General features: G+C 49.4%; 27 protein-coding genes and 3 pseudogenes. 24 read left to right on the plus strand and 6 right to left on the minus strand.

Features of this window, described 5'->3' with window-relative positions; translation table 11 throughout:
• The first annotated feature begins 23 nt into the window (after nt 1-23).
• From icmF to PUT07_RS25350, 10 genes are all read left to right on the plus strand, one after another.
• Nucleotides 24-3,275: a fused isobutyryl-CoA mutase/GTPase IcmF gene (gene icmF, locus PUT07_RS25305; RefSeq protein WP_274471491.1), complete on the plus strand. Its 3,252-nt coding sequence runs from the start codon at nt 24-26 to the stop codon at nt 3,273-3,275.
• Nucleotides 3,276-3,298: 23 nt separating this feature from the next.
• Nucleotides 3,299-4,306 (plus strand): thiamine pyrophosphate-dependent dehydrogenase E1 component subunit alpha, encoded by a 1,008-nt coding sequence (locus PUT07_RS25310; RefSeq protein ID WP_274471493.1) that lies wholly within the window; start codon nt 3,299-3,301, stop codon nt 4,304-4,306.
• Nucleotide 4,307: 1 nt separating this feature from the next.
• Nucleotides 4,308-5,288: an alpha-ketoacid dehydrogenase subunit beta gene (locus tag PUT07_RS25315; RefSeq protein WP_274471495.1), complete on the plus strand. Its 981-nt coding sequence runs from the start codon at nt 4,308-4,310 to the stop codon at nt 5,286-5,288.
• Nucleotides 5,289-5,300: 12 nt separating this feature from the next.
• Entirely contained in the window at nt 5,301-6,026 is a 726-nt protein-coding gene (locus tag PUT07_RS25320; protein WP_274471497.1) for a 2-oxo acid dehydrogenase subunit E2, read from the plus strand.
• A 27-nt stretch (nt 6,027-6,053) separates the two neighbouring features.
• Nucleotides 6,054-7,232 carry an acetyl-CoA C-acetyltransferase gene (locus PUT07_RS25325; protein WP_274471499.1) on the plus strand — a complete coding sequence of 393 codons (1,179 nt, stop codon included), beginning with the start codon at nt 6,054-6,056 and terminating at the stop codon, nt 7,230-7,232.
• A gap of 19 nt (nt 7,233-7,251) precedes the next feature.
• On the plus strand, nt 7,252-8,106 hold the full coding sequence (locus PUT07_RS25330; protein ID WP_274471500.1) for a 3-hydroxyacyl-CoA dehydrogenase family protein: 855 nt from the start codon (nt 7,252-7,254) through the stop codon (nt 8,104-8,106).
• Between the two features lie 163 nt (nt 8,107-8,269).
• Nucleotides 8,270-8,737 (plus strand): GNAT family N-acetyltransferase, encoded by a 468-nt coding sequence (locus PUT07_RS25335; RefSeq protein ID WP_274471501.1) that lies wholly within the window; start codon nt 8,270-8,272, stop codon nt 8,735-8,737.
• 177 nt (nt 8,738-8,914) lie between these two features.
• Nucleotides 8,915-9,979, plus strand: coding sequence for a rod shape-determining protein (locus PUT07_RS25340; protein WP_274471503.1), 1,065 nt, complete (start codon nt 8,915-8,917; stop codon nt 9,977-9,979).
• 14 nt (nt 9,980-9,993) lie between these two features.
• The gene (locus PUT07_RS25345; RefSeq protein ID WP_274471504.1) at nt 9,994-10,383 is read left to right on the plus strand and encodes a hypothetical protein; all 390 of its coding nucleotides are present in this window, start codon (nt 9,994-9,996) and stop codon (nt 10,381-10,383) included.
• A gap of 33 nt (nt 10,384-10,416) precedes the next feature.
• Nucleotides 10,417-10,953 carry a GNAT family N-acetyltransferase gene (locus PUT07_RS25350; RefSeq protein WP_274471673.1) on the plus strand — a complete coding sequence of 179 codons (537 nt, stop codon included), beginning with the start codon at nt 10,417-10,419 and terminating at the stop codon, nt 10,951-10,953.
• 289 nt (nt 10,954-11,242) lie between these two features.
• On the opposite strand, the gene PUT07_RS25355 is transcribed toward PUT07_RS25350, so the two are convergent.
• From PUT07_RS25355 to PUT07_RS35475, 3 genes are read right to left on the minus strand one after another with little or no spacing between them, the layout of a single operon-like run.
• Complete coding sequence (locus PUT07_RS25355) at nt 11,243-11,554, minus strand: hypothetical protein (protein WP_274471506.1); 312 nt, start codon at nt 11,552-11,554, stop codon at nt 11,243-11,245.
• 19 nt (nt 11,555-11,573) lie between these two features.
• Nucleotides 11,574-11,792, minus strand: coding sequence for a hypothetical protein (locus PUT07_RS25360; protein ID WP_274471508.1), 219 nt, complete (start codon nt 11,790-11,792; stop codon nt 11,574-11,576).
• A gap of 48 nt (nt 11,793-11,840) precedes the next feature.
• Nucleotides 11,841-12,146 carry a YgaP family membrane protein gene (locus PUT07_RS35475; RefSeq protein ID WP_338000774.1) on the minus strand — a complete coding sequence of 102 codons (306 nt, stop codon included), beginning with the start codon at nt 12,144-12,146 and terminating at the stop codon, nt 11,841-11,843.
• A 29-nt stretch (nt 12,147-12,175) separates the two neighbouring features.
• On the opposite strand from PUT07_RS35475, the gene PUT07_RS25370 reads away from it, so the two are divergent.
• From PUT07_RS25370 to PUT07_RS25415, 10 genes and pseudogenes are all read left to right on the plus strand, one after another.
• Nucleotides 12,176-12,340: a hypothetical protein gene (locus PUT07_RS25370; protein WP_274471511.1), complete on the plus strand. Its 165-nt coding sequence runs from the start codon at nt 12,176-12,178 to the stop codon at nt 12,338-12,340.
• Between the two features lie 14 nt (nt 12,341-12,354).
• Nucleotides 12,355-12,609 (plus strand): annotated as a pseudogene (locus PUT07_RS25375) (sulfurtransferase TusA family protein); the annotation flags it as partial.
• Nucleotides 12,610-12,678: 69 nt separating this feature from the next.
• Nucleotides 12,679-13,076, plus strand: a pseudogene (locus PUT07_RS25380) (DsrE/DsrF/DrsH-like family protein).
• A pseudogene (locus PUT07_RS25385) lies at nt 13,073-13,733 on the plus strand (rhodanese-like domain-containing protein); the annotation flags it as partial. The pseudogenes PUT07_RS25380 and PUT07_RS25385, both read left to right, overlap by 4 nt.
• 58 nt (nt 13,734-13,791) lie before the next feature.
• Complete coding sequence (locus PUT07_RS25390) at nt 13,792-14,034, plus strand: metal-sensitive transcriptional regulator (RefSeq protein WP_274471512.1); 243 nt, start codon at nt 13,792-13,794, stop codon at nt 14,032-14,034.
• A 21-nt stretch (nt 14,035-14,055) separates the two neighbouring features.
• On the plus strand, nt 14,056-14,442 hold the full coding sequence (locus PUT07_RS25395; RefSeq protein WP_274471514.1) for a rhodanese-like domain-containing protein: 387 nt from the start codon (nt 14,056-14,058) through the stop codon (nt 14,440-14,442).
• Nucleotides 14,443-14,539: 97 nt separating this feature from the next.
• The gene (locus PUT07_RS25400; protein WP_274471516.1) at nt 14,540-14,839 is read left to right on the plus strand and encodes an ArsR/SmtB family transcription factor; all 300 of its coding nucleotides are present in this window, start codon (nt 14,540-14,542) and stop codon (nt 14,837-14,839) included.
• 353 nt (nt 14,840-15,192) lie between these two features.
• Complete coding sequence (locus PUT07_RS25405) at nt 15,193-16,359, plus strand: iron-containing alcohol dehydrogenase (RefSeq protein WP_274471517.1); 1,167 nt, start codon at nt 15,193-15,195, stop codon at nt 16,357-16,359.
• Between the two features lie 359 nt (nt 16,360-16,718).
• Nucleotides 16,719-16,919 (plus strand): DUF6199 family natural product biosynthesis protein, encoded by a 201-nt coding sequence (locus tag PUT07_RS25410; RefSeq protein WP_274471518.1) that lies wholly within the window; start codon nt 16,719-16,721, stop codon nt 16,917-16,919.
• Between the two features lie 104 nt (nt 16,920-17,023).
• Nucleotides 17,024-17,791, plus strand: a complete 768-nt coding sequence (locus PUT07_RS25415; RefSeq protein ID WP_274471674.1) for an SDR family NAD(P)-dependent oxidoreductase — start codon at nt 17,024-17,026, stop codon at nt 17,789-17,791.
• A 12-nt stretch (nt 17,792-17,803) separates the two neighbouring features.
• On the opposite strand, the gene PUT07_RS25420 is transcribed toward PUT07_RS25415, so the two are convergent.
• Nucleotides 17,804-18,196: a PaaI family thioesterase gene (locus tag PUT07_RS25420; protein WP_274471675.1), complete on the minus strand. Its 393-nt coding sequence runs from the start codon at nt 18,194-18,196 to the stop codon at nt 17,804-17,806.
• Nucleotides 18,197-18,424: 228 nt separating this feature from the next.
• On the opposite strand from PUT07_RS25420, the gene PUT07_RS25425 reads away from it, so the two are divergent.
• The gene (locus PUT07_RS25425; RefSeq protein ID WP_274471519.1) at nt 18,425-18,568 is read left to right on the plus strand and encodes a hypothetical protein; all 144 of its coding nucleotides are present in this window, start codon (nt 18,425-18,427) and stop codon (nt 18,566-18,568) included.
• A gap of 110 nt (nt 18,569-18,678) precedes the next feature.
• Nucleotides 18,679-19,500 carry a transporter substrate-binding domain-containing protein gene (locus PUT07_RS25430; RefSeq protein ID WP_274471520.1) on the plus strand — a complete coding sequence of 274 codons (822 nt, stop codon included), beginning with the start codon at nt 18,679-18,681 and terminating at the stop codon, nt 19,498-19,500.
• Between the two features lie 86 nt (nt 19,501-19,586).
• Here PUT07_RS25430 and PUT07_RS25435 read toward each other — a convergent pair whose 3' ends face one another.
• Both PUT07_RS25435 and PUT07_RS25440 read right to left on the minus strand, forming a co-directional pair.
• Nucleotides 19,587-20,018, minus strand: coding sequence for a hypothetical protein (locus PUT07_RS25435; protein WP_274471521.1), 432 nt, complete (start codon nt 20,016-20,018; stop codon nt 19,587-19,589).
• 208 nt (nt 20,019-20,226) lie between these two features.
• On the minus strand, nt 20,227-20,688 hold the full coding sequence (locus PUT07_RS25440; RefSeq protein ID WP_274471523.1) for a GNAT family N-acetyltransferase: 462 nt from the start codon (nt 20,686-20,688) through the stop codon (nt 20,227-20,229).
• Between the two features lie 478 nt (nt 20,689-21,166).
• Here PUT07_RS25440 and nirB point away from each other — a divergent pair, with 478 nt between their 5' ends.
• Complete coding sequence (gene nirB, locus PUT07_RS25445; RefSeq protein WP_274471524.1) at nt 21,167-23,599, plus strand: nitrite reductase large subunit NirB; 2,433 nt, start codon at nt 21,167-21,169, stop codon at nt 23,597-23,599.
• 15 nt (nt 23,600-23,614) lie between these two features.
• Entirely contained in the window at nt 23,615-23,950 is a 336-nt protein-coding gene (gene nirD, locus PUT07_RS25450; protein ID WP_274471525.1) for a nitrite reductase small subunit NirD, read from the plus strand.
• The last annotated feature ends 8 nt before the right edge of the window (nt 23,951-23,958 follow it).

Genomic DNA, 23,958 nt, shown 5'->3' on the forward strand with positions numbered 1-23,958 from the left:
TCATCCGGGAAGGAGGTGCAGCCGTGTCACCAACAGGATCGCATACAGGTCATTACCGCCCTCAGCATAAGGTGCGATTCGTTACGGCTTCCGCATTGTTCGACGGACATGACGTATCGATTACGATTATGCGGCGGATTCTACAAGCCAGCGGTGCGGAGGTGATCCATCTCGGGCATAACCGGTCGGCCCGGGACATCGTGCAGGCTGCGATTCAAGAGGATGTTCAGGGCATTGCCGTATCTTCCTATCAAGGCGGGCATGTCGAATTTTTTACCTATATCATCGATTTGCTGCGCGAGCACGGAGCCTCGCATATCAAGGTGTTCGGCGGCGGCGGCGGCGTTATTCTGCCTTCGGAAATCCGGAAGCTCCAGGATTATGGCGTAGCCCGCCTGTTCTCGCCGGAGGACGGGAGAGAACTCGGCTTGCAGGGCATGATTTCTTACATGATGCAGGCGTGTGATTTCAGCACCTTGAGCGCTGCGGGCGGTATGGAAAAGGGGGGCGGCTTTCAAAAGGTCGCCCGGCGCATCACGGCCGCGGAGCTTGCGTGCGAACAGCCTCAAGCTGATCTTGGTCCCGACGCTGACCCTTCAGTGAAAGCGAGCGTTTGTCCGGTAGTGGGCATCACCGGTACGGGAGGCGCGGGCAAAAGCTCCCTGACCGACGAACTGCTGCAAAGACTGCTGCGGTATGATCCGGACATGACGATCGCCGTTCTGTCGGTCGATCCGACGAAGCAGCGAAGCGGGGGGGCGCTGCTGGGGGACAGGATCCGGATGAATGCGGTCCACTCCGAGCGCGTATACATGCGAAGTCTAGCCACCCGCCATTCGGGCAACGAGCTGTCTGCCGCGCTGAAGCCCGCCATTGCGGTCGTGAAGTCGGCAGGCTTCGGTCTTGTGCTCGTCGAGACGAGCGGCATCGGCCAAGGCGATCATCTCATTGCGGATCTCGCCGATCTCTCCCTCTATGTGATGACGAGTGAATACGGCGCGCCTTCCCAGCTGGAGAAGATCGATATGCTCGATTATGCGGATTTGATTGCCATTAATAAATTCGACCGGCGAGGCTCGGCGGATGCGCTGCGCGATGTGAAGAAGCAGGTGCAGCGAAATCACGGCAGATTCGACGAGCCCTATGAGGCGATGCCCGTCTACGGCACGATGGCCAGTCAGTTTAACGATGCCGGGGTAGACGCCTTATTCGCAGCTCTGATCGCGACATTGAATGCCAAATGCCAGCTGAATTGGCCTATTCCCGCTCAGCTGGCAGCCAATCAAGCAGCAACGCAAATCATTATTCCGGCCGACCGCACCCGGTATTTGGGCGAGATCGCGCAGACGGTCCGTTCTTACCACGCTTTTGCAGAGCGGGAAGCGGAGCTCGCTTGTACCCGCTACCGGCTTGAAGGCGCGATCGCCGCACTTCAGCAAGGTGAACAGACGTCTCAGGAAGCTCTTCAAGCCCTGCAATCCTTACGAATAAGCTGCGAGAAGCAGATGCATCCCGATACGCTTCGGCTGCTGGAAGAATGGCCCGAGCGCCGGCAGCACTATGCCGGCAAGACGCTCGTCACCCGGGTCAGGGAGAAGGAGATCGTAACGGAGCTTAGGGTGGCGAGCCTGTCCGGCTTGGAAATTCCGAAAGTCAGCTTACCCCCGTACCGGGATCACGGCGATCTCATCCGCTGGCTGTACCGGGAAAACGTGCCCGGCGATTTTCCGTATACGGCAGGCGTGTTCCCTTTCAAGCGAACGGCCGAGGACCCCAAACGCCAGTTCGCCGGAGAGGGAACGCCGGAGCGGACGAACCTCCGCTTCCATTATTTATCGCAGAACGATGAAGCCAAAAGGCTTAGCACGGCCTTCGATTCCGTCACGTTGTACGGGGAGGATCCCGATGAGCGGCAGGATATTTATGGGAAAGTCGGGGAGAGCGGCGTTAGTGTATGTACGCTCGACGATATGAAGAAACTGTACGCCGGTTTCGATTTATGTCACCCGCTGACTTCCGTTTCGATGACGATCAACGGACCTGCGCCGATTATTTTGGCGATGTATCTGAATACGGCGATCGATTCGCAAATGGCGAGGTTCACTGCAGCAGCAGGGCGGGAGCCGTCGCAGCAGGAAGCGGCCGAGATTCGGAGGGATACGCTGAAATCGGTGAGAGGTACGGTTCAGGCGGATATTTTGAAGGAGGATCAGGGACAGAACACCTGCATCTTCGGGGTGGAATTTGCCCTGAGGATGATGGGCGACATTCAGCAGTATTTCATCGATCATGAAATACGCAATTATTATTCGGTCTCCATCTCGGGCTACCACATTGCGGAAGCGGGCGCCAATCCGATCTCACAGCTTGCCTTCACGCTCGCCAACGGATTCACATATGTGGAGTATTATTTGTCCCGGGGCATGCATATCGACGAATTCGCGCCGAATTTATCGTTCTTTTTCAGCAACGGACTCGATCCCGAATATACGGTCATCGGCCGTGTGGCGCGCCGCATATGGGCAACTGCCATGAAGCATAAATACGGCGGCAATGAGCGCAGCCAGAAGCTGAAATACCATATTCAAACGTCAGGCCGGTCGCTGCACGCGCAGGAAATGGATTTCAACGATATCCGGACGACGCTGCAGGCTTTGATGGCGCTGATGGACAATTGCAATTCGCTTCATACGAACTCTTACGATGAGGCGGTAACGACGCCGACGGAGGAATCGGTGCGCAGGGCGATGGCCATTCAACTGATTATCACGAAGGAGCTCGGTTTTATCAAAAACGAAAACGTCCTGCAGGGCTCGTTTCTCATTGAGGAGTTGACGGATCTTGTGGAGGAGGCCGTCCTGCAGGAGCTGGACCGCATCAGCGAACGGGGCGGTGTGCTGGGAGCAATGGAAACGCAGTACCAGAGAGGCAAGATTCAGAATGAATCCATGGTATATGAAATGAAAAAACATCAAGGCGAACTGCCGATTATCGGCGTCAACACGTTCCTGGGGCCTCAGCCTGCGCAGGAGGATGTCCAGATTCCGCTTGCCAGGGCCACGGCGGCGGAGAAGAATCAGCAGATCGCGCAGCTTCGGGCGTTTCAGGAGCGCCACCGGGAGGCGGCGCCAGCGGCGCTTGCGAAGCTTCAGGCAGCGGCGCTTTCCGGCGGCAATATTTTTGCCGAGCTCATGGAGACGGTCAAGGTGGCTAGTTTGGGACAAATCACGCGTGCGCTTTATCAGGTCGGCGGTCAGTATCGCAGAAACATGTAACAGCCAGAGGAGGAGGAGTGGCGATGACCTCTCATAATCTCAAGCACCACCAGCTCGGCTTAACCGACGATGCGGTGCTGCGGATGTATGCCTACATGATCAAAGCGAGAAAATTCGATGAACGCGCGACGCTTCTGCAGAGATCCGGCAAATCCGCTTTCCACATCTCTTCCGTCGGCCAGGAAGCGGCGCAGGTGGCGGCGGCGTTCGCGCTGGATCATCAGCAGGATTATTTCCTGCCTTATTACCGGGATTACGCCTTCGTACTGACGGTCGGCATGTCCGTAAAGGAGCTGCTGCTGGCGGCGCTCTTCAAAGCGGAGGACGTCAATGGGGGCAGACAGATGCCGGGGCATTTCGGCTATCGGAAGCTTCGCATCGTATCCGGCTCCTCTCCGGTCGCAACGCAGGTTCTCCATGCAGTTGGCATCGCTCTGACAGCGCTCATGAGAAAGGAGGAGCATATCGCCTTCGTCTCGTTCGGCGAAGGCTCCAGCAATCAAGGGGATGTGCACGAAGCTTTCAACTTCGCCGGCGTATTCAAGCTGCCCGTGGTGTTCCTGTGCGAGAATAATCAATATGCCATCTCCATTCCCGCTCACCGGCAGGTAGCCGGACGCGTCGTCGACAGAGCCGCCGGGTACGGCTTTCCGGGCTTGCGGGTTGACGGCAACGATGCGTTGGAAGTGTACCGCGTGGTGAAAGAAGCCCGGGAGCGGGCCGTTCGCGGCTATGGTCCGACGCTGATCGAGGCGATGATGTACCGCATCCCGCCGCACTCTACGGCGGACGACGATTTGCTGTACAGAACGAAAGAGGAGGTGGAATACCACCGCGAGCAGGAAGGGGTCGTGCGGTTCCGGCGTTATTTGATGGAATGCGACGTGCTGAATGAAGAAATGGACCGGGCGCTGCATGAGAATATTGCCAAAGAAGTGAACGAGGCGACCAAATATGCGGAGAAAGCGCCTTATCCGGCGCCGGAGGACGCGCTGCGGCATGTGTTCGCCGAGGAGGGAGGGGAAGCTTGAGATGCCTGTCATAACGTACTTGGAAGCGATACGTTCTGCGATGGCGGAAGAGATGGAGCGGGATGAACGCGTCTTCGTGCTGGGCGAGGATATCGGAAAGGGCGGTGTGCTCAATGCAACGAAGGGGATGCGCGATAAGTTCGGGGAGCTCCGCGTGCTCGATACGCCGCTATCCGAGTCGGCGATCGTCGGCGTTGCCATCGGAGCCGCCATGGTCGGTATGAGGCCGATCGCGGAGATTCAGTTCGCCGACTTCATTTTCCCGGCAGCGAACCAAATCATTAGCGAAGCGGCGAAGATCCGTTACCGCTCCAATAACGATTGGCACTGCCCGATCGTCATTCGCGCGCCATACGGCGCAACGGGCGGAGGCGGACTCTACCATTCGCAGTGCCCCGAATCGGTCTTCTTCGGCACGCCGGGTCTTAAGATTGTGGCTCCGTCCACCGCTTACGACGCCAAAGGCTTGTTGAAGGCAGCGATCAGAGACGAGGATCCGGTGCTATTCTTCGAGCATAAGAAATGCTATCTGTCCGTCACCGATGAAGTGCCGGCAGAGGACTATACCGTGCCGATCGGCAAGGCGATTATACGGCGGGAAGGAACGGATATTACCGTCATCGCCTACGGACTATCCGTTCAATATGCGATCAAGGCTGCTTCCGAGCTGGAGCTGGAGGGGATCTCCACACAGCTGCTCGATTTGCGGACGCTGCATCCTTTGGACCACACAGCCATCTATGAAGCGGCGGCGAAAACCGGCAAAATTCTCATCGTTCACGAGGACAATAAGACAGGGGGGATCGGCGCGGAAATTGCGGCCCTGCTGGCCGAGAACCTGCTGTACGAACTGGACGCCCCCATCATGCGCTGCTGTCCGCCGGACGTTCCGCCTGTCGGCATGGCGCCGACGCTGGAGAAGTTTTACCTGCCGAATGTGGATACGGTGAAGGACGCCATGCGCCAACTAGCGGACATGTAGAGGAGGATGCTTATGGCGCATAGAGAGGAATCAGGCGCTTCCTTCCCGGAAGATCGGATTCTGCAGCTAAGCTCGCAGCGCATCGAGGCGGCTTCCCGATTGCAAAGCAGCGTCGCCGAAATTCCCCATGCCTGGCTCGCGATGGAGGCCGATGTCACCGGGTTGGCCGCATGTCAGGCGGAGCTGGCGGAGTCCTTCCAAGAGGCGGAAGGTGCACCGCTGCCGGTAGAGCCGTTCGTGATGAAAAGCATCGTACATGCGCTGAAACAATTCCCGCTGCTGAATAGCTCGTGGTCTTCCGGGCGGATTGTCCGGCATCTCCCTGTTCATTTGTCGGTTCCTGCCCGCTTGGGCGATTCCTTGACGACCCTCGTCGTACGTCATGCAGAGCGCTTATCGATTGCCGGTCTGGCGATTCGTTTTCATTACCTGACGGAGCGGGCCAAGAGAGGCGATCTTGCACCCGAAGAGTCGCAAGGCGGTACATTTACATGCATGTATGCAAGGGACTCCCAACTGACGAAAGGGATCATCGCGCACCCGCAGGCTGCTTATCTGTCTTTCGAAAGGATCACCCGCAAACTTGTCGTCATTGAAGATAAAATCGCCATCCGCTCAATGATGCATCTGTGCCTTTCGTTTGATCATCGTATCCTCGACGGGCGGATTTGCGGACGCTTTCTGCAGAGGGTGAAGCATAATCTGGAAAAATACGACGCGGATACGGTCGTCTATTGACCGGCATCCAGTGCCGGAGGATGAGTTATGAGAGAAAGCGTCATTGTGGGCGGCGCTCGCACACCGTTCGGGAAATTAGGCGGAGCGCTAAAAGATCGAGCGGCTGCCGAGCTGGGTAGCGCTGCGATAAAAGAAGCGATTCGGCGTTCAGGGGTGGATATGGCGGAGATCGACGCTGTCATGATGGGCATGGTGCTGCAGGGAGGGGCCGGGCAAAATCCGGCGCGGCAGGCAGCGCGCTTGGCCGGTCTCGATTGGCGCGTAACGGCGGAAACTGTCAATAAAGTGTGCGCTTCGGGAATCCGCACCATCACGTTGGCGGATCAAATCATTCGCTCCGGCGATGGAGACAGCATTGTGGCCGGCGGGATGGAGAGCATGAGCATGGCGCCGTATGCGCTGACGGGATCCCGTTTCGGTATGCGGATGGGGCATCAAACCGCTTTGGATTTGATGGTGCATGACGGGCTGACGTGTCCGTTCGATCATGTGCAGATGTTCGTTCATGGCACTCATGTGGCGGGCGAGCTTGGCATTAGCCGTGAAGAACAGGATGAGTGGGCGCTTCGCAGCCATGCTCTCGCTCTGGCGGCAAGACAGAAGGGCTATTTGGACGAAGAAATCGTACCGGTGGAGACAGCGTCCAAGCATGGGGCTCACGTTGTGAGTCAAGATGAAGGTCCGCGGACGGATACGAGCATCGCCAAGCTGGCTGCACTCCGGCCGCTCCTGCCGGGCGGCACCATCACGGCCGGCAATGCGCCGGGGGTCAACGATGGTGCGGCAGCCATGGTGGTGATGTCGAAGGAGAAGGCGGCGTCTCTCGGTTTAAGTCCGCTAGCTTCGATTGTCGGCCATGCCGCCGTCGGCGAGAAAGCCCCGTATTTGGCTGTCACGCCTGCCAAAGCGATTGAGAAGCTGCTGCGCCGGACCGGGCTGAAGCTGGAGCAAATCAGCAGGTTTGAAGTGAATGAAGCTTTCGCTTCGGTTGTGCTGACCAGCGGGAGAATGCTCGGTTGGAACCCTGAGCTTGTCAATGTGTGCGGAGGGGCGATCGCGCTCGGTCATCCGATCGGCGCCAGCGGAGCCAGAATTGTGCTGGCTTTGATCCATGAGCTGCGCAGGATTGGCGGCGGTTATGGCATCGCTGCGATTTGCAGCGGAGCCGCACAGGGCGATGCGCTGCTTATTCGGGTGGACGGCTGAAGACTTAAGGAGGGATGGAATGAGTATTGAAACGGTCATGGTCGTTGGCGCCGGGCAAATGGGGAGCGGGATTGCGCAAGTGGCGGCGTCTTCCGGCCTGAAGGTGCTGCTGCACGACAGCTCGCTGGATTCCCTTGGGAAAGGGATGCAGCATATTCATCAGCAGCTGATGAAAGCTGTTGACAAAGGCAAGCTGACATCCGAGACGATGGCGGCCATTCTAAGCCGGCTGCAGCAGGCGGATTCCCTGGAGCAAGCGGAGCAGGCCAATATCGTCATCGAAGCTATTTCCGAGAACATGGCGTTGAAAGCACTGCTATTCCACCGCTTGGACGGCATATGTGCGCCCGCCACGATATTGGCGACGAATACGTCGTCGCTGCCGATCTCGGAAATTGCCGCTGTGACGGGAAGGCCGTCCCGGATTATCGGGATGCATTTCATGAATCCGGTCCCGGTCATGCCGCTGGTGGAGGTGATACGCGGATTGGAAACGTCGCAGGATGTGTTTGAACAGGTATGCCGGCTTAGTGAGCAGATGGGCAAAACACCGGTCGAGGTCAACGATTTCCCGGGATTCGTCTCCAATCGCATCCTGATGCCGATGATTAATGAGGCTATTTTTACCGTATACGAAGGGGTTGCCTCTCCGGAATCGGTTGACAAGGTGATGAAGCTCGGCATGAGGCATCCGATGGGACCGCTCGAGCTGGCCGATCTGATCGGCTTGGATACCTGTCTGTCGATCATGGAAATTTTGTATGACGGGTTCAAGGACTCCAAATACCGGCCATGCCCGCTGCTGCGGAAATATGTCAAGGCTGGGCGGTTGGGGAGAAAGTCAGGGCAGGGATTTTATACATATACAGGTTGAACGGGAGGTAGGGCTTGCGATGGGAAATAGGCTCGCTGATTGGCATGGCGGAGTCCGTTTCCCATTCATTGTGTTTGGGTGAAAATGGGATTTTCCTATTTACACGGGAACAAACGTTTGGTATTATGGTTATATCCACTCACTTTGACGGGGTGATGAAGTTATGACGATTGAAATAAGGGAAGCTCGTCTTGATGAGGCCGAGGTGGTCCATCACACGATTCGCGCGGCGTTCGCAGAGTATGAAGGCAAGCTGAATCCGCCTTCCGGCGCCCTGCGGGAAACTCCGCAAGATCTTATAGCGAATATGGAACAAGGCGGCGGCTCGGTGTTAGCCTGGGAAGAGGATACGGCACTCGGATCGGCAACCTACCGATTCTCGGATCCATATATGTATATCGGACGAGTTGCCGTTTGCCCTGGAGCCCGAGGCAAGGGAGTTTGCAAACTCATGCTGCGTTATCTCGAGGAGAAAGCAAGACTCCAGGAAGTGTTCGAAGCAAGAGTAGGCGTCAGGCTCTCCATTCCGGCCAATATTGCCATGTATCAGAGGCTGGGATACGAGACGATTGAGCATCAATTTTACCCGGATCGGACGGACAGTTGGTATGTGATGAGTAAGAAATTGTGAAGGTTTTGTCGAAAGGATTCATCTCAAATCGAGATGGATTTCGGCGATAGTTTCGGTTATACCCCCGCAGAATGCCCTTCGTATGCGAACAAATATACAGATGCAGTTTAGTCATAATCATTTAAATAAACACGCTACTAGGCGCATCGTCTACAAAACAGCGAGAAGGAGCGAGTCATGTTAAAGAGATTGGAAGAACTGTTTGGTGTCGATTTAGGCACCTGTAATACACTGATTTATCAGCAGAAGAAGGGAATCGTTCTGCAGGAGCCGTCTGTCGTTGCCATCCAAACGGATACAGGGGAAATCAAAGCTTTTGGCCAGGAAGCCTATGACATGATTGGGAGAACACCGGCGAATGTTGAAGTTATCTACCCGCTTAAGGATGGCGTAATTGCAAATTTCGATATGACCTTAGCAATGCTTAAATATTTCATCGGCAAAATCAGACGCGGCTATAACTGGTTCCGCAGCTTTCACGTCTTGATTTCCGTTCCTTGCGGAATTACGAATGTGCAGAAGCGGGCTGTCGAGGAAATGATTGTACATAAAGGCGCACGCCGCTCTACGACCGTAGAAGAGCCGCTGGCTGCAGCGATGGGTGCCGGATTACCCGTTGCCGAGCCGATCGGCAGCATGGTTCTGGATATTGGCGGCGGGACGAGTCAAGTGGCCATCATCTCGCTTGGCGGCATTGTCGTCAGCGAAGCGATACGGCGCGGCGGGATGTCCATCGATCAAGACATCATTGAGTACGTCAAGCGAACGTACAATATGGTGATTGGTGAACGAACCGCCGAGGAAATCAAGAAGAATGTCGCTATCGTCGTACAGCCCGTAAGGGAAGTGACGATGGATATTCGCGGCCGCGACCTCATGGAAGGCTTACCGCGCAGCATCACCATTTCATCCAGTGAAATCTATGAGATTTTGGATGATTTCATGCATGCCATCGTGGAATGCATTCGACTGGCGATGGAGAAGTGTCCGCCGGAGCTGGCCGGCGATGTGATGGAGCAGGGCATCCTGCTGTGCGGCGGCGGCGCGCTTCTGGAAGGATTGGACAAGCGTCTTCAGCAGGAGCTGGGCGTTCCCGTCTTTCTTGCCGAACAACCGATGGCTTGTATTGCCCAAGGAACGGGGAAAATGCTAAACTTCAATGGGGCGATCATTGACCGGACTGCCAAATGGACGGCAGAGTCCGCCAAGATATTGACGGAGGGTCAAGAAAGCGTCCAATAAAGGAGGCTTTAGCATTGAAATTTAGAGCGGTATCCGAACAAACGAGAATGAATTATATGATGTGGAGCATCAAAAAGGAAATACAGAAAGAGAATGCGTTTCTGAATTCCCTGCCTTATGACCCGACGCCGATCCTTGAGGTTGTGAACGCACATCTCGATGCATGGGATCCTCTTCAGTTATTGGCAATGGATGGCCCGGAAGATGAGTATGAAGGCGAAGCGCGCAGTATTACGATTTATATTGCCAATCATTTGACGAATTTGAATGAGCAGCTGCTTTCCCAAGGCATTCGTCAAGTTTTCACGAAATCCTTTGGCGATGAGTTTCAAGAACATGAAACGTTGGCGGACGTTGCAGCTTCTGTTTTACGCGCTCTTCGATCTTTACATATTGTACAATAACGACGACTAACATTAGGAGTGAACGATTTGTCTATGAGAGAGGACTCCTTGCAAATAAAGATTGAACTTTGGTCTGATCTTCATCTTGATTTATTACGACGTTTGAACGCTCCTGAAATGCTGGATCATCTTGGCGGGATTGAAACGGAGGAGCAGGTCCTTAAGCGGCACAACCGCTATGCCCAGCTTGGCAGTACTGGCAAGGGGTGCATGTTCAGTATCGTCCTGCTTCCCGAAGGTGTGTACGTTGGGAATGTCGGATACTGGGAACGCGATTGGCAAGGGCAGATCGTATACGAAACGGGTTGGGGCGTTCTTCCCGAATATCAGGGAAGAGGTATCGCCGCTGCAGCTTCGGCTGCGGCAGTCGCACACGCTGCTGCGGAAGGGAAACATCGATACATACATGCGTATCCGTCGTACGATAATGCCGCCTCCAATGCAATCTGCCGCAAACTCGGCTTCTCGTTCCTGGGCGAAAGTGCGTTCGAATATCCGCCGGGTAACGTTATGCGTTGCAACGATTGGCGGCTGGATTTAGCGGCAATTCGCGAAGAGGGAAAGGCTTGAGATCTCGATGAGATCTCAAGCTTTTTTTCTTCCCGGAATTGACGGAACATGTTTGGATTTGTCGGGTGACAAGGACCTTATCTCATTTCCGATTTTGACAAAGGGTTCCCGATGGAAGCCAGGGAGGAGTTTTCTCCAAATGACTAATTGATTAGGCGCGGGTCAAAGAACGAAAAGGGTAAAACTTAGAATCAGAAATCAAGAAAAAAGTGAAAGTTTTAAAGTGTAAAATTAAAATGCCTTAACACCATCTCTTGGAGAGGTATTTAGGCATTTTTTATGAAAAATTTTATGACAAGATATTCATTGACCCAATATGCTGTTTGGTTTCCTTAGTTCCAAGTTCATTTATTAAGGCATACGCTTCTTTTAGATAATAATCATATCCATCGTTTGATTCATCATTATGATAAGCAATGCCTAATGCCAAGGCTGTTTGTATTGCTGATGCTTGATCGAAATTTTCCAATTCTTCAAATACTTCTTTCAGTCGATCTATATCATCCGGTGTAGCATCAATTTCTAGCTCGTACGAGGCATCACCTTGACTTTCCATAATTGTGCCTGATTGTACTGAGACATAATATCTTTTTTTATCCATATTTAGAACGAACCACCTTTTAGGTATTAGTTAACATGAAAAAACCTATGACAACTATGGCAATTAGAATAATTGAAGCATATGCTATGAATCCTGGATTAGCTAATACTCTATGCTTGTATGTCGCAGCACTCATAGTTTTATCAATCTCACGATTTTGTTGTTTTTTTGCAAGAATGAATGAAAGGATCAAAGCAATTATTAATACTCCAGAGCCAATAATATAAAGAAAATACATACCACAGTTCTCCCTTTTTTAAGGTTCAAATCAATGTATAATTTCGTATTACTTACTGAGTTCTTTGCAATTGGATATTCCCAAAGCCGCATTTAGTGGACAATAGCGAGTCACTCCCGTAACAATTGGCGCTATGCCAATTAATCCCCACCATTTTTTATAATATGCCCCTGCAAGAACAATAGCCGATCCAATTCCTATTCTTAGAACTTGCTCCCTATCCCCAACGTTACACTTCATATTATCACCCCATAAATTCTCTAATGGTTTGCTTTTATTAACACATTGAATAGGATGCCCTTTCCGAGCTTCATAATGATTTGTAATTTCAGGGGTGACGTAATCGAAATCCATACGGGTATAGGTATAAGGAGGCTAGAAAAATGTCAAACGACGAAAATTTGAAGCAAATATTACCATTTGATGAAAAAATTAGTAATGGTTTGCAGAAGCGGAAATCGAAGTGCTCATACTTACACTCATTAGGATACCTTAAAGTAAAAAATTTATTTGGTGGGATGAATAATTGGGTTGGAGAAATCGAATAAGGAGGCGTTAATTAATGGCGATAAAAGTGGATAAAGTGTTGGATGCAAAAGGTCTTGCCTGCCCGATGCCCATCGTAAGGACGAAGAAAGCTCTTGAAGAACTTAAAGCTGGTCAAGTGCTTGAAGTTCAAGCAACAGACAAGGGTTCACTAGCAGATATTCAAAGTTGGGCCAAATCAATTGGTCACCAGTATTTAGGTTCTAATCAAGACGGAGACGTACTTCATCATTTTGTACGGAAATCAGATTCTACAGAAGTCAAAGTAGAACGTAATATCTGGAATGTCCGAATGGAAAGGTTCCATTGAGAAGGACAACAAATAAGAAGGAAATTAGTTATGAGTAGAAAAGTAGCGATTATTGCGGCAAATGGTGGTTTTTTTTGACGCTTATAAAGTATTCAATATTGCAACTGCAGCCGCGGCAACGGATGCCAATGTAGCAATCTTCTTCACCTTTGAGGGTTTGAATTTAATTCACAATAGAGCCCATAAACAACTACCCCTTCCTACTGGAAAAGAACATTTCCAAGAAGGATTTACTAGAGCCAACGTCCCGTCCATTGAAGAACTGATTGGAATGGCAAAAGAGTGCGATTTATTGCTTGCCAAATGACAATGGATGTTATCGGACTAGAAAAAGAACATTTGTTGAGGGAACAGAGGTTGGCGGTGCAGCAACATTCTTAGATTTTGCATTTGATGCTGACGTATCTCTAGAGGAGGAACCCTTATGACAACCGTTGGACTAAAGGGAATTACTGCAGGGGAATTAACTAAAAAAGTCCTTAATAATAAGGATTTGTTTATCTTGGATGTGCGGAATGACAGTGATTTTAATGATTGGAAGATTGAAGGTCATCATATTGAGATCATCAATGTTCCTTACTTTGAACTTATTGACGGTGTAGATGCCGTTTTAGATAAAATTCCTGATGATAAAGAAGTATTGGTTGTTTGTACAAAAGAAGGTTCATCCGTTTTTGTAGCAGAGCAGTTGGTTGAACGAGGAAAGCATAATATTGCTTACCTAATTGGAGATATGAAGGCTTGGAGTGAGCATTTGGAGCCAGTAAAAGTTGGTGATTTAAAAGACGGAGGCTCCATTTACCAATTCGTGCGCATTGGCAAAGGTTGTCTATAATATATGGTAGTCTCCAACGGTGAGGCTGCCGTTATTGATATTGCGAATGACAGAAGTATTTGAGAAATTTGCAAAAGAGCATAATGCGGTTATTAAGTACACACTTGATACCCATCTTCACGCTGATCATATTTCTGGTAGTTTGAAATTAGTTCAACTTACAGGTGCCAAGTATTGGCTTCCACCAAAAGACGCAGATGAAGTGGTTTTTAACTATAACAAGCTCGATGAAAATGCGGAGATTACTGTTGAGGTATTTCAAAAATGGAAGGGTGTCGATGGAAATGTGATACAATTACAATGATGATATGAAGAGACGCTTGAAACGAATTGAAGGTCAGGTTCGTGGAGTTCTACGATTAATGGATGAAGAAAAACAGTGTAAAGAAGTTATTGCTCAACTTACGGCTATCCGAAATGCAGCTGATAAGGCAATTGCTCAAATTGTAGCAGAAAATCTTCAACAATGTATTGTCGAAGCGCAAGAATCTGGCGAGGATTCAAATAAGCTTGTTCAAGAGGCCATCGAATTACTAGTCAAAAGCCGTTAATCGTAAGGAGAATGTATGACTATGGATTCATCTAATTGGGGTTTAATTATTATTATAGTGCTGATTTCTTTGTTTTTCTTTGTTCGATTAGCGCCATTGAAGGGGCTAAAAAACTTAAATGCAAATGACTTTCAAATGGCTATTGAGAGCAGTTCAAATAAAATATTGATTGATGTTAGGGAAAAAACTGAATTCAAGAATGGATATATTCCAAACGCAGTGAACATCCCATTATCCGAACTAAAGGGAAGAATTAACGACATACCTAAAAATAAGGATGTATTCCTGTATTGCCAAAGTGGAATGAGAAGTAAACAGGCGGCTTCAATCTTAAAGAAGAATGGTTTTGCTGAACTAAACCAGCTGCAAGGCGGTATCCTTTCTTGGAGAGGGAAAATCAAGAACTAAGAGTTCCGAGATCATGCTTTTCTGATTTATGGATATCCTATATCAAATTCGAATTAATGATTTGACATATTGCAAATTTATAATATATAATATCGATATGACCAACCCAATTGAGATTTTTAAGGCACTCTCCAATGAAGCGCGTATTCAGATTTTGGAATGGCTGAAAGATCCAACAACCCATTTTTCTCCCCAGGAAGGGGCTGATCTTCTTACAGTTGGGGTATGTGTAAGTCAAATTACCGAAAAATTAAAAATGAATCAGTCTACGGCCTCCCAATATCTCTCCATGCTTCAAAGAGCAGGACTGGTCCATGCAACACGGTTAGGGAAATGGACGTACTACAGAAGGAATGAAGATGCGATTAAAGAAATAGGGCAATTCCTTCAAAAATAACTTAGCTAGGAAACAGAACTGAATTCAATTAGAATTCAGTTTTCCTAAAAAGCATTATATCGACACTTTGCAATATGTAAATTTTTTTATTTAAACATATCGACACTTTACAATATATGAATTTTTTTATTTAAAATATCGACATTTCTAAATATTGGTATATGAGTTAAAGGAGGTGAGTTGTGATTGTTAAAATGTAATTGCAGAACCGCCGGTTATGACTTGCAAACTACTAAGATGTTTATTTGTTAAACATGACAGCTCCGCATTTTTGGTATAACTCTGACGCTTTGATTAAAGAAATACTATGAATTTTTAAATAAAATAATTTTTATGGAGAGAGGTAAACGAATATGGAAAACTTTGAATTTCAAAACCCGACTAAGCTTTTATTTGGAAAAGGTCAAGTTAGCAGCTTGAAAAAAGAAATTCCTGCCTATGGAAAACGCATCTTGTTAGTGTACGGTGGCGGCAGTATTAAAAAAAATGAACTTTACGATAAAGTAATCAGTGAACTGAAAGAAATTGACGCCTATGTCATTGAGCTAGCAGGAGTTGAGCCGAATCCACGACTTACGACCGTTAAAAAAGGAATTAGCCTCATCAGAGAAAATAAGCTGGATTTTATTCTTGCAGTTGGCGGCGGTAGCGTCATCGATTGTGCTAAAGCAATTGCCGCGGGTGTGCCATACGATGGCGACGTATGGGATATCGTGACTAGTAAGGTGAAGGCTCCGTCTAATTCAACACCGATTGGCACAGTTATAACAATAGCGGGAACGGGTTCAGAGATGAACGGAAATTCCGTCATTACGAATTGGGAAACGAATACGAAAGCTTTTTTCAATTCCAGCTATGTGCTACCCAGATTCAGTGTTCTAGATCCAGAGCTTACAGTCTCTGTACCTCGGGAGCAAACGGTGTATGGCACTGTTGATATGATGTCCCATGTCTTCGAACAGTATTTTCATGGTTCGAGCAATGCACCTCTTCAGGAAAGGATCGGTGAAGCCATTCTTCGTACCGTTATCGAGACGGCGCCTAAACTTGTGAACGATTTAAACAACTACGACTACCGTGAAGTCATGTTATTAAATGGAACCTTGGCGTTAAACGGGTTAACTGGAATGGGTGTCAATCCGGATTGGGCGACGCACCTTATCGAACATGCCGTATCGGCTGTCCATGACATACCACATGGTGGGGGAATCGCGATAATTGCACCGCATTGGATGGAACATGTCGCAGCCATGCGGCCAGAGAAAGTCGCACAGCTAGGTGTTCGGGTATTCGATTTAGACCCGATAGGAAAAACGGATGCTCAATTGGCTAAAGAAGCGATCCAGTCTCTCAGGGATTTCTGGGCATCCATTGGAGCTCCTACGAAGCTATCGGACTATGGAATAGATGATCAGGAAATTGAGTTGATGACGGAAAGAGCTATGCTCGCCGAACAAATTGGTAACTATGTTCCTCTTACAAAAGAAGACGTCAGAAAGATATTGAGAAATTCTTTATAATGTATTATTAAGAGGGGCTGTCTCGATGAGAGACAGCCCTTTTTGCAGTCAACTTGACATGAACCGATTTAGTGAAATCGACAAGCATCGAAGGCTGACGGCAAACGGACCCGCTCTATATTTCATTAACCGAATTTTTTAAAAGAGTTAAATCAAGTAATAAGACGCGGCTGCTGACATGGATCGGCAGCCGCGTTATACTGAGTGGCAACTTAATTTTAGTGCTCTATGTCAGCCCAATAACCAGAGCACAACTCGCCGCGCTGTGCTCCGGTATCGTTAAGTTTAGCAATTCGTTTCGTAACTTTTCCTAAGTACAGATGTATGAAAGTAAAAGACTGTTAGGAGGTTGAAACGTAATGGGCTTTCTCGGCATTTTTCTTGTTATTTGCGGATTGTTGATGCTATTCAAGCCTTCAATGATTTGGAATGTTACGGAAAGTTGGAAATCCAACGATGCGACAGAGCCTTCTAGTTTGTATGTATGGTCAACTCGCTTTGGTGGCGTGATGGTTACAATGGTAGGGTTGGCGTGTTTAATGGTGAAATGGGTTTTATAAATTGTAGTGAAGAGTCACAGAATAAAGTTCTTGTCATCCGACCAATAAATATTCGGTTATAATGATACAATGTTGGCTAAAAAGAAGAGGTAGAGGTGATTGGATTGCGTAAAGTTGCGGCTGTAACAGGCGGCGGACAAGGCATAGGGAGAGCCATCGCGGTTGCCTTTGCCCGGGAAGGGTATGGCATTTCCATTGCGGATGTTCATGAAGATGCCGGGATGGAAACACTTGAGCTTCTGCGTCCTTATACGAATGACGCGAAATACATGAAAGTTGACGTGGCGAACGAGGCGGAAGTAAGTCAATGGATGCAGCGCACAGCTTCGGATTTAGGCGGCATCGATGTATTGGTTAATAATGCCGGAATTATGCATAACGCGGATGTATTGGATCTAACCGCCGAACAATTCAACCGGGTTATTTCCGTTAATTTGGGAGGCGCTTTCCTCTGCTCTCAAGCTGCTGCACGCCTCATGAAAGAGCAGAAGAGGGGAGGCGCAATCATAAACCTATCATCCACAAGGGCTGTGATGTCGGAACCCAACACCGAAGCGTACTCCGCCTCCAAAGGCGGGATCTCCGCGCTGACCCATGCGATGGCGATAAGTTTAGGCGGCTATGGTATTCGCGTCAATGCAATTTCTCCCGGTTGGATAGAAGTCAGAGATTGGCATTATAACTCGCCCAAGGGCAGTATCGTTCATTCCGAGACAGATAAAAGCCAGCATCCTGTTGGCCGGGTAGGCAAGCCGGAAGACATTGCTGCCGCTTGCCTCTATTTAGCCAGTGAGCAGGCAGGCTTCATTACTGGTCAGAATCTGACCATCGACGGCGGGATGACAGTGAAAATGATATACGACGAAGAATAGCGGGCTGTTGGCTTATCTTTTCTCTACAATGGCAACCGTACACCGTGAAATGCAGATGAGCTGATCGTTCTCGTCGGTGATGCGAATGTCCCAGACCATCGTTCTTCGGCCTATATGAATCGGGGTGGCGGTAGCCGTGACCATCCCGTCCCGCTTGCTCCTAAGATGGTTGGCGTTAATTTCGAGGCCGACAGCAGCGTATTTATTTTTCTCGGCAATATTGAGTTCCGAGGCAATGGAAGCGGCGGTTTCGGCCAAAAGCACGGAAGCGCCGCCATGCAAAATGCCCGCCGGTTGATGGGTGGACGGTCCGACCGCCATGGACATGACGACGCGATCGGCTGAAAGTTCAACGAAATCAATGCCCAGCGCATGAATGGCAGTATCCTGGCTGCGTGATTTCATAAAGGCGATGAATGAATCTCTGTCCATGCCGTAAGCTTTGTAGATGTCCTCAGCGACAATCATGGAATATCCTCCTCCGGTATTGGTATGCTTCCTAATTCTACTATACGTACTTGTTGCTCATGGTTAGAAGTTGAAGTTAGAGTCTTTCCCCGCCAAATGGACAGGTATGAATAACCAGTATGAATTAGGAAAACCTATCCCCAACTGAATAAGGAGGTGGGCAGGATGCAGGATGAAATTGATCGCACATGGAGCACTCAACGGGAAATAACGGCACGAACAGCGGAAACAGAGAATGATCAAGATTATGATTTGATTCGGGCCTACGCCGATCAATTAAATGGCGAATTGGATAGCCCGGAAGAATAACATCATCTAGTTATTGTTCCAGCTTATCGCTATACGTCGTGTTATAGCTGCATAACCTCTCATCGATTAACAAATAATACCGTTGATATGATAAGGGGGGTATATAATCGATGAGTGTTGGAAATCGAGCCAAGCGCGGCATGACGCTGATGATCGCGCTATTGGTCATGATGACCGGCTCCGCGTGCGGAAATAACAAAACGATTAAAGTCGGCATCGAGCAAAACTTTCGCCCGTTCACGTACATGGAGGCAGGGGAGAAAAAGGGCTTCGAGGTGGAATTATGGCAAGCCATTGCGAAGAAAGCGGATATCAAGTACGAGCTCGTCCCCATGGAACATGGTGAATTGATCAAGAGCGTCAAGTCCGGTGATGTCGATTTGGCTATTGCCGGGATGACGGTAAGCAATGCACGTAAAAATAACTTCGACTATTCGAGTCCCTATTTTCAAACAGGATTAGTCATTCTCACTTCCAAGGATAACGGTGTGATTAAAGGGAAAGACGACTTGGCTCAGAAAGTTGTTGCGACCAAGAATGGCTCTACCGCTTACAATTACGCCGGTGAAATTCAAGGGGCCAAAATCAGGAGTTATTCCAATATTGCCGATGTGTATAACGAATTGAAGAACAATACCGTTGACGCAGCCATATTCGATGAGCGGAATGCGACCGACTTTCTTAAAGACAAGGCGCAAGGACAAGTGAAGAAGGTTGGAGAGGCGTTCAATAAAGAACGGTATGCGGTCGTGGCGAAGAAGCGGAATAAATACATTGGCAAAGTCAACAAAGGCATCGAAGCGATCGGTAAAGACGGGACGTATGAAGCCGTGTACACGAAGTGGTTCGGCAGCAAGCCTGAGCAGATGCCGGATAAAATAAAGAAGGATCTGGAGTATGAAATCCAGCACGAAACAGTAGGCCGCAAATAATGCGGCCTATTTTTCTTTCACCTGACAGAAGAAGAACAAATCGTTGAAAGGAGTCAGCGCTCGTCCCTATCAACTTTCCCGGTATTTTAAAAGAGGGAGCGATACCTGGAGGGATATCCTCTGCGCCGCCGGGCGAACAATTTCATGAACGCTCTAACGAGCAAGGCACCGATCGACTGTTTGCGCGGTGATACGTGACGTTTGGAACGCGGCGTGTACATGGGTTGTGGCAGAGCGGGCTCGAGCGAGATGGGCAGCATCGCGGTTTCAGGCTCGGTTATGGCAGGCAGTTCGAGGCTGCTTGCAACTTCTTCTCTCGTTTGAAGCAGAATGTCCAACTTGAGCTCATATTCGGCAACTCGTTCGGAGAGTTGAATATTCTCTTGCTTCAGCTTCTTAATCAGCTCATAGAGCAATTTCATAGTGAGCTTCGGTTTTTCGAGTTCGCCTGCAGGCTGATCGGCAGCGGGGGACAGCAGCATCAACAATTCTTCATCGCTGATTCCAATGTGAGCCACTCCTTGTCCACCTTCTTTCATAGATTTCAGATCGATCTTATTCATAGAATAACGCATAGCATGTAAAATGTTGCTCGAAACCCGTTGTCGGATTGTAAACAATCATGATGAAGGATAGAACATCTTAAGCGAAATAAAGAGGCTCTTTCCATCGGTCACGCCGTGACGGATGGAAAAGCCTCTTTATTTGTATAGGGAAGATGCTAGGTTAGGCGAGAACTTTTTCATATAACAGGACATTAAAGCCGTCGATGATCGCGGGACCCTTCTGTTGATAGCCGTTATTGGCGAAAAGCTTCTGGGCGCCCAGCTGATTATTCAGCGTGTCGAGAATGAGGTGGCGGATGCCGAGCTCCTTGGCTTTCGCTTCCAAGCGAGAGAGAATCTGCTGGCCGTAGCCTTTCTGCTGGTAGCTTGGGTGCACGCGAAGCCGTTTGATTTCTGCTTTACCGTTCTCGAGAATCTTAAGGCCTCCCATGGCAAGAATGACGCCGCGGTCATCCATGCCGACTAGAAATTCCCCGCCATTCAGCAAGTATTGTTCAGGAATGTGGAGGATGTCGTGATAATGCTGATGCGTAGGCTCGACATTGGCTTCGGAAATGACGAGTAAATGAATTCTCCATAAATCATCCGTGTCCAGTGCAGAGTATCGGCGAATTGTAATCATAGGAATTCCTCCATTGTTTGAGAGTGTAAAGCGAATCGCTTTCGTTACATGTAATATAAACTAACGTACAAGGTGATAACAAATAACGATTTCTTATAGCTTACCATAAAATTCTATATAATTAAATCGTTCTGCGATATATTTTTCTTGAAGGGCAGGTTGGATTGTGTTAGATTCTTAGTAATTCATGTCAGGAAACATTTCTTGTGGAATGGAAGGGTGACCTTCATGATATTTAATTAATACGAATAATAAATTGAAAATAATGAGTTAATGTTCGTCTTTTATTGGGTGTCTGTACGAATTCACAATGAATATCCAAATTTTTGTTGAAAAGTACAGCGAAGAGAAGTATAGTAGTAACAAGCAATCGTGTCAGAAATCATTACACATAGTTCATTTTTCAACTACTCTTAGATGTTTTTCAATAATATTAACATAAGATGTTATCTAATCTGAATAAGGGGCGTGTAGCAATATGAAGAAGAAAATTGTACTTGTCGGTAATGGAATGGCTGGAGTCAACTGCCTCGAGCAACTGCTCAAACTTGCCCCGAACCAATATGAGATCACAATCTTTGGTAAAGAACCCTATCCCAACTACAACCGCATTCTGCTTTCATCCGTGCTAGCCGGCGATGCAGATATGAAGGATATCGTGATTAACGATTGGTCCTGGTACGAAGAGAATCATATTACGCTTCATTCGGGACATAGTGTCAACAAAATTGACACGTCCCGCAAGCAGGTCAGTACGGATGGCGGAATCACCGTGTCCTACGATGAATTGATCCTTGCCACCGGCTCGCTGCCTTTCATGCTTCCGCTGCCCGGCGCAGACAAGGAAGGCGTTATCGCCTTCCGGGACATCAAGGATTGCGAGGCGATGATGGAAACCGCCAAAACATATAAGAAGGCCGTCGTGATCGGCGGCGGACTTCTCGGACTTGAAGCGGCGCGCGGGCTGCTGAATCTGAACATGGACGTATCGGTCGTTCATATTAACGAGTATTTAATGAATCTGCAGCTGGACCGAACCGCATCGATGCTGCTTCAGCAAGAACTGGAGCAACAAGGCATGAAATTTCTGCTGAAGAAGAACAGCGAGGCTATTTTGGGTAAAAAGCGCGTAACCGGCCTCCGGTTTACCGACGGTACGGAAGTGGAAGCCAATCTGATCGTAATGGCTGTCGGAATTCGCCCGAACGTCGCTCTTGCCAAAGGCGCCGGCATCGAGATCAATCGAGGAATTGTAGTCAACGATTTCATGGAAACGAGCGTTCCGCATATTTATTCCATCGGCGAATGCACGGAACATCGAGGAGTTGCTTATGGCTTGGTCGCACCGCTCTATGAGCAAGGGGCCGTGCTCGCCAAGCGTCTGGCAGGCGTTCGTACCGACGGCTATCAAGGATCGGTCGTCTCGACGAAGCTGAAAGTGTCCGGAGTAGACGTATTCTCCGCCGGTGAATATGCGGATAAACCGGGAACACGGGCGGTGCGCGTTCAAGATGATTTCGAAGGCATCTATAAGAAGGTCGTTATCCGTGACGGCAAAGTCATCGGTGCTGTGTTGTTCGGCGACATTAGCGAAGGCTCCAGGCTGTTCGCGATGATCCGGGGCGGCGAGGACGTGACCGGCAAAGAAAAGACGGTGTTGCTGGGCGAAGCCGGAGGTAAGACGAAGTCGGGCGCAGAGCTGGTTGCGGCCATGAGCGACGATGAAATCGTCTGCGGCTGTAACGGGGTTTCGAAGGGAGCGATTGTGAGTGCCATTCAGGAGAAAGGCTGCTCCAGCGTCAATGATATCAAAGCCTGCACCAAAGCTTCCGCTTCTTGCGGAGGGTGTAAACCCCTTGTCGCCGACGTGCTGACCTATGTCCTTGGTGCCGACGGAGTCCAAACCGTCAAAGAAGGAATCTGCGGCTGTACGACACTTGGTCGCGATGAAGTTGTCGAAGCCATTCGCTCCATGCGGCTGACGACGACCAAGGAAGTGATGAACGTGCTCGAATGGTCGAATACGGAGGGCTGCTCCAAGTGCCGCCCAGCGCTCAACTACTACCTGGGCATGGTATGGCCGGAAGAACATGAAGACGAGCGAGAATCCCGTTTCGTGAACGAGCGCAATCATGCGAATATCCAGAAAGACGGCACTTATTCGGTTGTACCTAGAATGTACGGAGGCGTCACAACACCGCAGGATTTGAAGAAAATCGCGGAAATTGCCGTGAAGTACGAGGTGCCGCTGGTGAAAGTCACAGGGGGCCAGCGCATCGATTTGCTCGGCGTGAAGAAAGAAGATCTCCCGGGCATGTGGGCGGATCTCGATATGCCGTCCGGTTATGCTTACGGCAAATCGCTGCGCACCGTTAAGACGTGCGTAGGCTCGACATTTTGCCGCTTCGGCACGCAGGACGCGATCGGCATGGGCATTCAGCTCGAGAAAAAGTTCGAACGCTTGTATACGCCGGCTAAAGTGAAGATGGCCGTATCCGGATGTCCCCGGAATTGTGCGGAGGCCACCATCAAGGATTTCGGCGTCGTCGCCATCGATGGCGGTTGGGAGCTGCATGTCGGAGGCAACGGCGGAACGAAGCTTCGCGGAACCGACCTGCTGTGCAAAGTGAAAACGGAAGAGGAAGTGTTGGAGTGGTCCGGGGCTTACCTGCAATATTACCGCGAGACAGGCAAGTATAATGAACGAACATCCGAGTGGCTGGAACGTATCGGCTTAGACACGATCAAAGCAGCTTTGGAAAACAAGGCGGATCGAGATGCTTTGAATGCACGCATTAATAAGACGCTAAGCTTAATGAAAGATCCTTGGAAAGAAATTATTGAGCAGCAATCGCTGCGCCAAACGTTCCTGCCGATGGAGGAACAAGCGGCTGAGACGATTTTGAAATAAGAAAGGATGACGTCTATGAAACGGGTACATGTTGGCCATATGTCAGAGATTGCTGTAAAACGCTCGCGCGTGGTTCGTATTGGGACCTTGGAGATCGCCGTGTTCAAACTCTCCGACGGTGTCGTGAAGGCGATCGAGAACCGCTGCCCGCATAAAGCGGGTAAGCTTTCCGAAGGAATCGTTTGCGATCACCATGTGTATTGTCCGCTTCATGACTGGAAGATCGATTTGCATGACGGACTCGTTCAAGCGCCGGATGACGGCTGTGTAACTTCGTTCCAAGTGGAGATCGACGAGGCGAGCGGAGAGATGTATTTGCACATTCCAGAAGAAAGTATTCTGGCATCTTAGCCGGGAAT

The sequence above is a fragment of the Paenibacillus sp. MAHUQ-63 genome, assembly GCF_028765165.1.
Classification (GTDB): domain Bacteria; phylum Bacillota; class Bacilli; order Paenibacillales; family NBRC-103111; genus Paenibacillus_E.

What these genes read in the sequence shown, in the direction of transcription:
- PUT07_RS25315 (WP_274471495.1), top strand. Translation starts at nt 4,308, where the DNA reads ATGCCTGTCATAACGTACTTGGAAGCGATACGTTCTGCGATGGCGGAA.
- PUT07_RS25430 (WP_274471520.1), top strand. Translation starts at nt 18,679, where the DNA reads ATGAGTGTTGGAAATCGAGCCAAGCGCGGCATGACGCTGATGATCGCG.
- nirB (WP_274471524.1), top strand. Translation starts at nt 21,167, where the DNA reads ATGAAGAAGAAAATTGTACTTGTCGGTAATGGAATGGCTGGAGTCAAC.
- PUT07_RS25320 (WP_274471497.1), top strand. Translation starts at nt 5,301, where the DNA reads ATGGCGCATAGAGAGGAATCAGGCGCTTCCTTCCCGGAAGATCGGATT.
- PUT07_RS25355 (WP_274471506.1), bottom strand. Translation starts at nt 11,554, where the DNA reads ATGGATAAAAAAAGATATTATGTCTCAGTACAATCAGGCACAATTATG.
- PUT07_RS25440 (WP_274471523.1), bottom strand. Translation starts at nt 20,688, where the DNA reads ATGATTACAATTCGCCGATACTCTGCACTGGACACGGATGATTTATGG.
- PUT07_RS25325 (WP_274471499.1), top strand. Translation starts at nt 6,054, where the DNA reads ATGAGAGAAAGCGTCATTGTGGGCGGCGCTCGCACACCGTTCGGGAAA.
- PUT07_RS25335 (WP_274471501.1), top strand. Translation starts at nt 8,270, where the DNA reads ATGACGATTGAAATAAGGGAAGCTCGTCTTGATGAGGCCGAGGTGGTC.
- PUT07_RS25395 (WP_274471514.1), top strand. Translation starts at nt 14,056, where the DNA reads ATGGATTCATCTAATTGGGGTTTAATTATTATTATAGTGCTGATTTCT.
- PUT07_RS25425 (WP_274471519.1), top strand. Translation starts at nt 18,425, where the DNA reads ATGCAGGATGAAATTGATCGCACATGGAGCACTCAACGGGAAATAACG.
- PUT07_RS25340 (WP_274471503.1), top strand. Translation starts at nt 8,915, where the DNA reads ATGTTAAAGAGATTGGAAGAACTGTTTGGTGTCGATTTAGGCACCTGT.
- PUT07_RS35475 (WP_338000774.1), bottom strand. Translation starts at nt 12,146, where the DNA reads ATGGATTTCGATTACGTCACCCCTGAAATTACAAATCATTATGAAGCT.
- PUT07_RS25350 (WP_274471673.1), top strand. Translation starts at nt 10,417, where the DNA reads ATGAGAGAGGACTCCTTGCAAATAAAGATTGAACTTTGGTCTGATCTT.
- PUT07_RS25405 (WP_274471517.1), top strand. Translation starts at nt 15,193, where the DNA reads ATGGAAAACTTTGAATTTCAAAACCCGACTAAGCTTTTATTTGGAAAA.
- PUT07_RS25410 (WP_274471518.1), top strand. Translation starts at nt 16,719, where the DNA reads ATGGGCTTTCTCGGCATTTTTCTTGTTATTTGCGGATTGTTGATGCTA.
- PUT07_RS25310 (WP_274471493.1), top strand. Translation starts at nt 3,299, where the DNA reads ATGACCTCTCATAATCTCAAGCACCACCAGCTCGGCTTAACCGACGAT.
- PUT07_RS25420 (WP_274471675.1), bottom strand. Translation starts at nt 18,196, where the DNA reads ATGAAATCACGCAGCCAGGATACTGCCATTCATGCGCTGGGCATTGAT.
- nirD (WP_274471525.1), top strand. Translation starts at nt 23,615, where the DNA reads ATGAAACGGGTACATGTTGGCCATATGTCAGAGATTGCTGTAAAACGC.
- PUT07_RS25370 (WP_274471511.1), top strand. Translation starts at nt 12,176, where the DNA reads ATGTCAAACGACGAAAATTTGAAGCAAATATTACCATTTGATGAAAAA.
- PUT07_RS25400 (WP_274471516.1), top strand. Translation starts at nt 14,540, where the DNA reads ATGACCAACCCAATTGAGATTTTTAAGGCACTCTCCAATGAAGCGCGT.
- PUT07_RS25390 (WP_274471512.1), top strand. Translation starts at nt 13,792, where the DNA reads ATGAAGAGACGCTTGAAACGAATTGAAGGTCAGGTTCGTGGAGTTCTA.
- PUT07_RS25360 (WP_274471508.1), bottom strand. Translation starts at nt 11,792, where the DNA reads ATGTATTTTCTTTATATTATTGGCTCTGGAGTATTAATAATTGCTTTG.
- PUT07_RS25330 (WP_274471500.1), top strand. Translation starts at nt 7,252, where the DNA reads ATGAGTATTGAAACGGTCATGGTCGTTGGCGCCGGGCAAATGGGGAGC.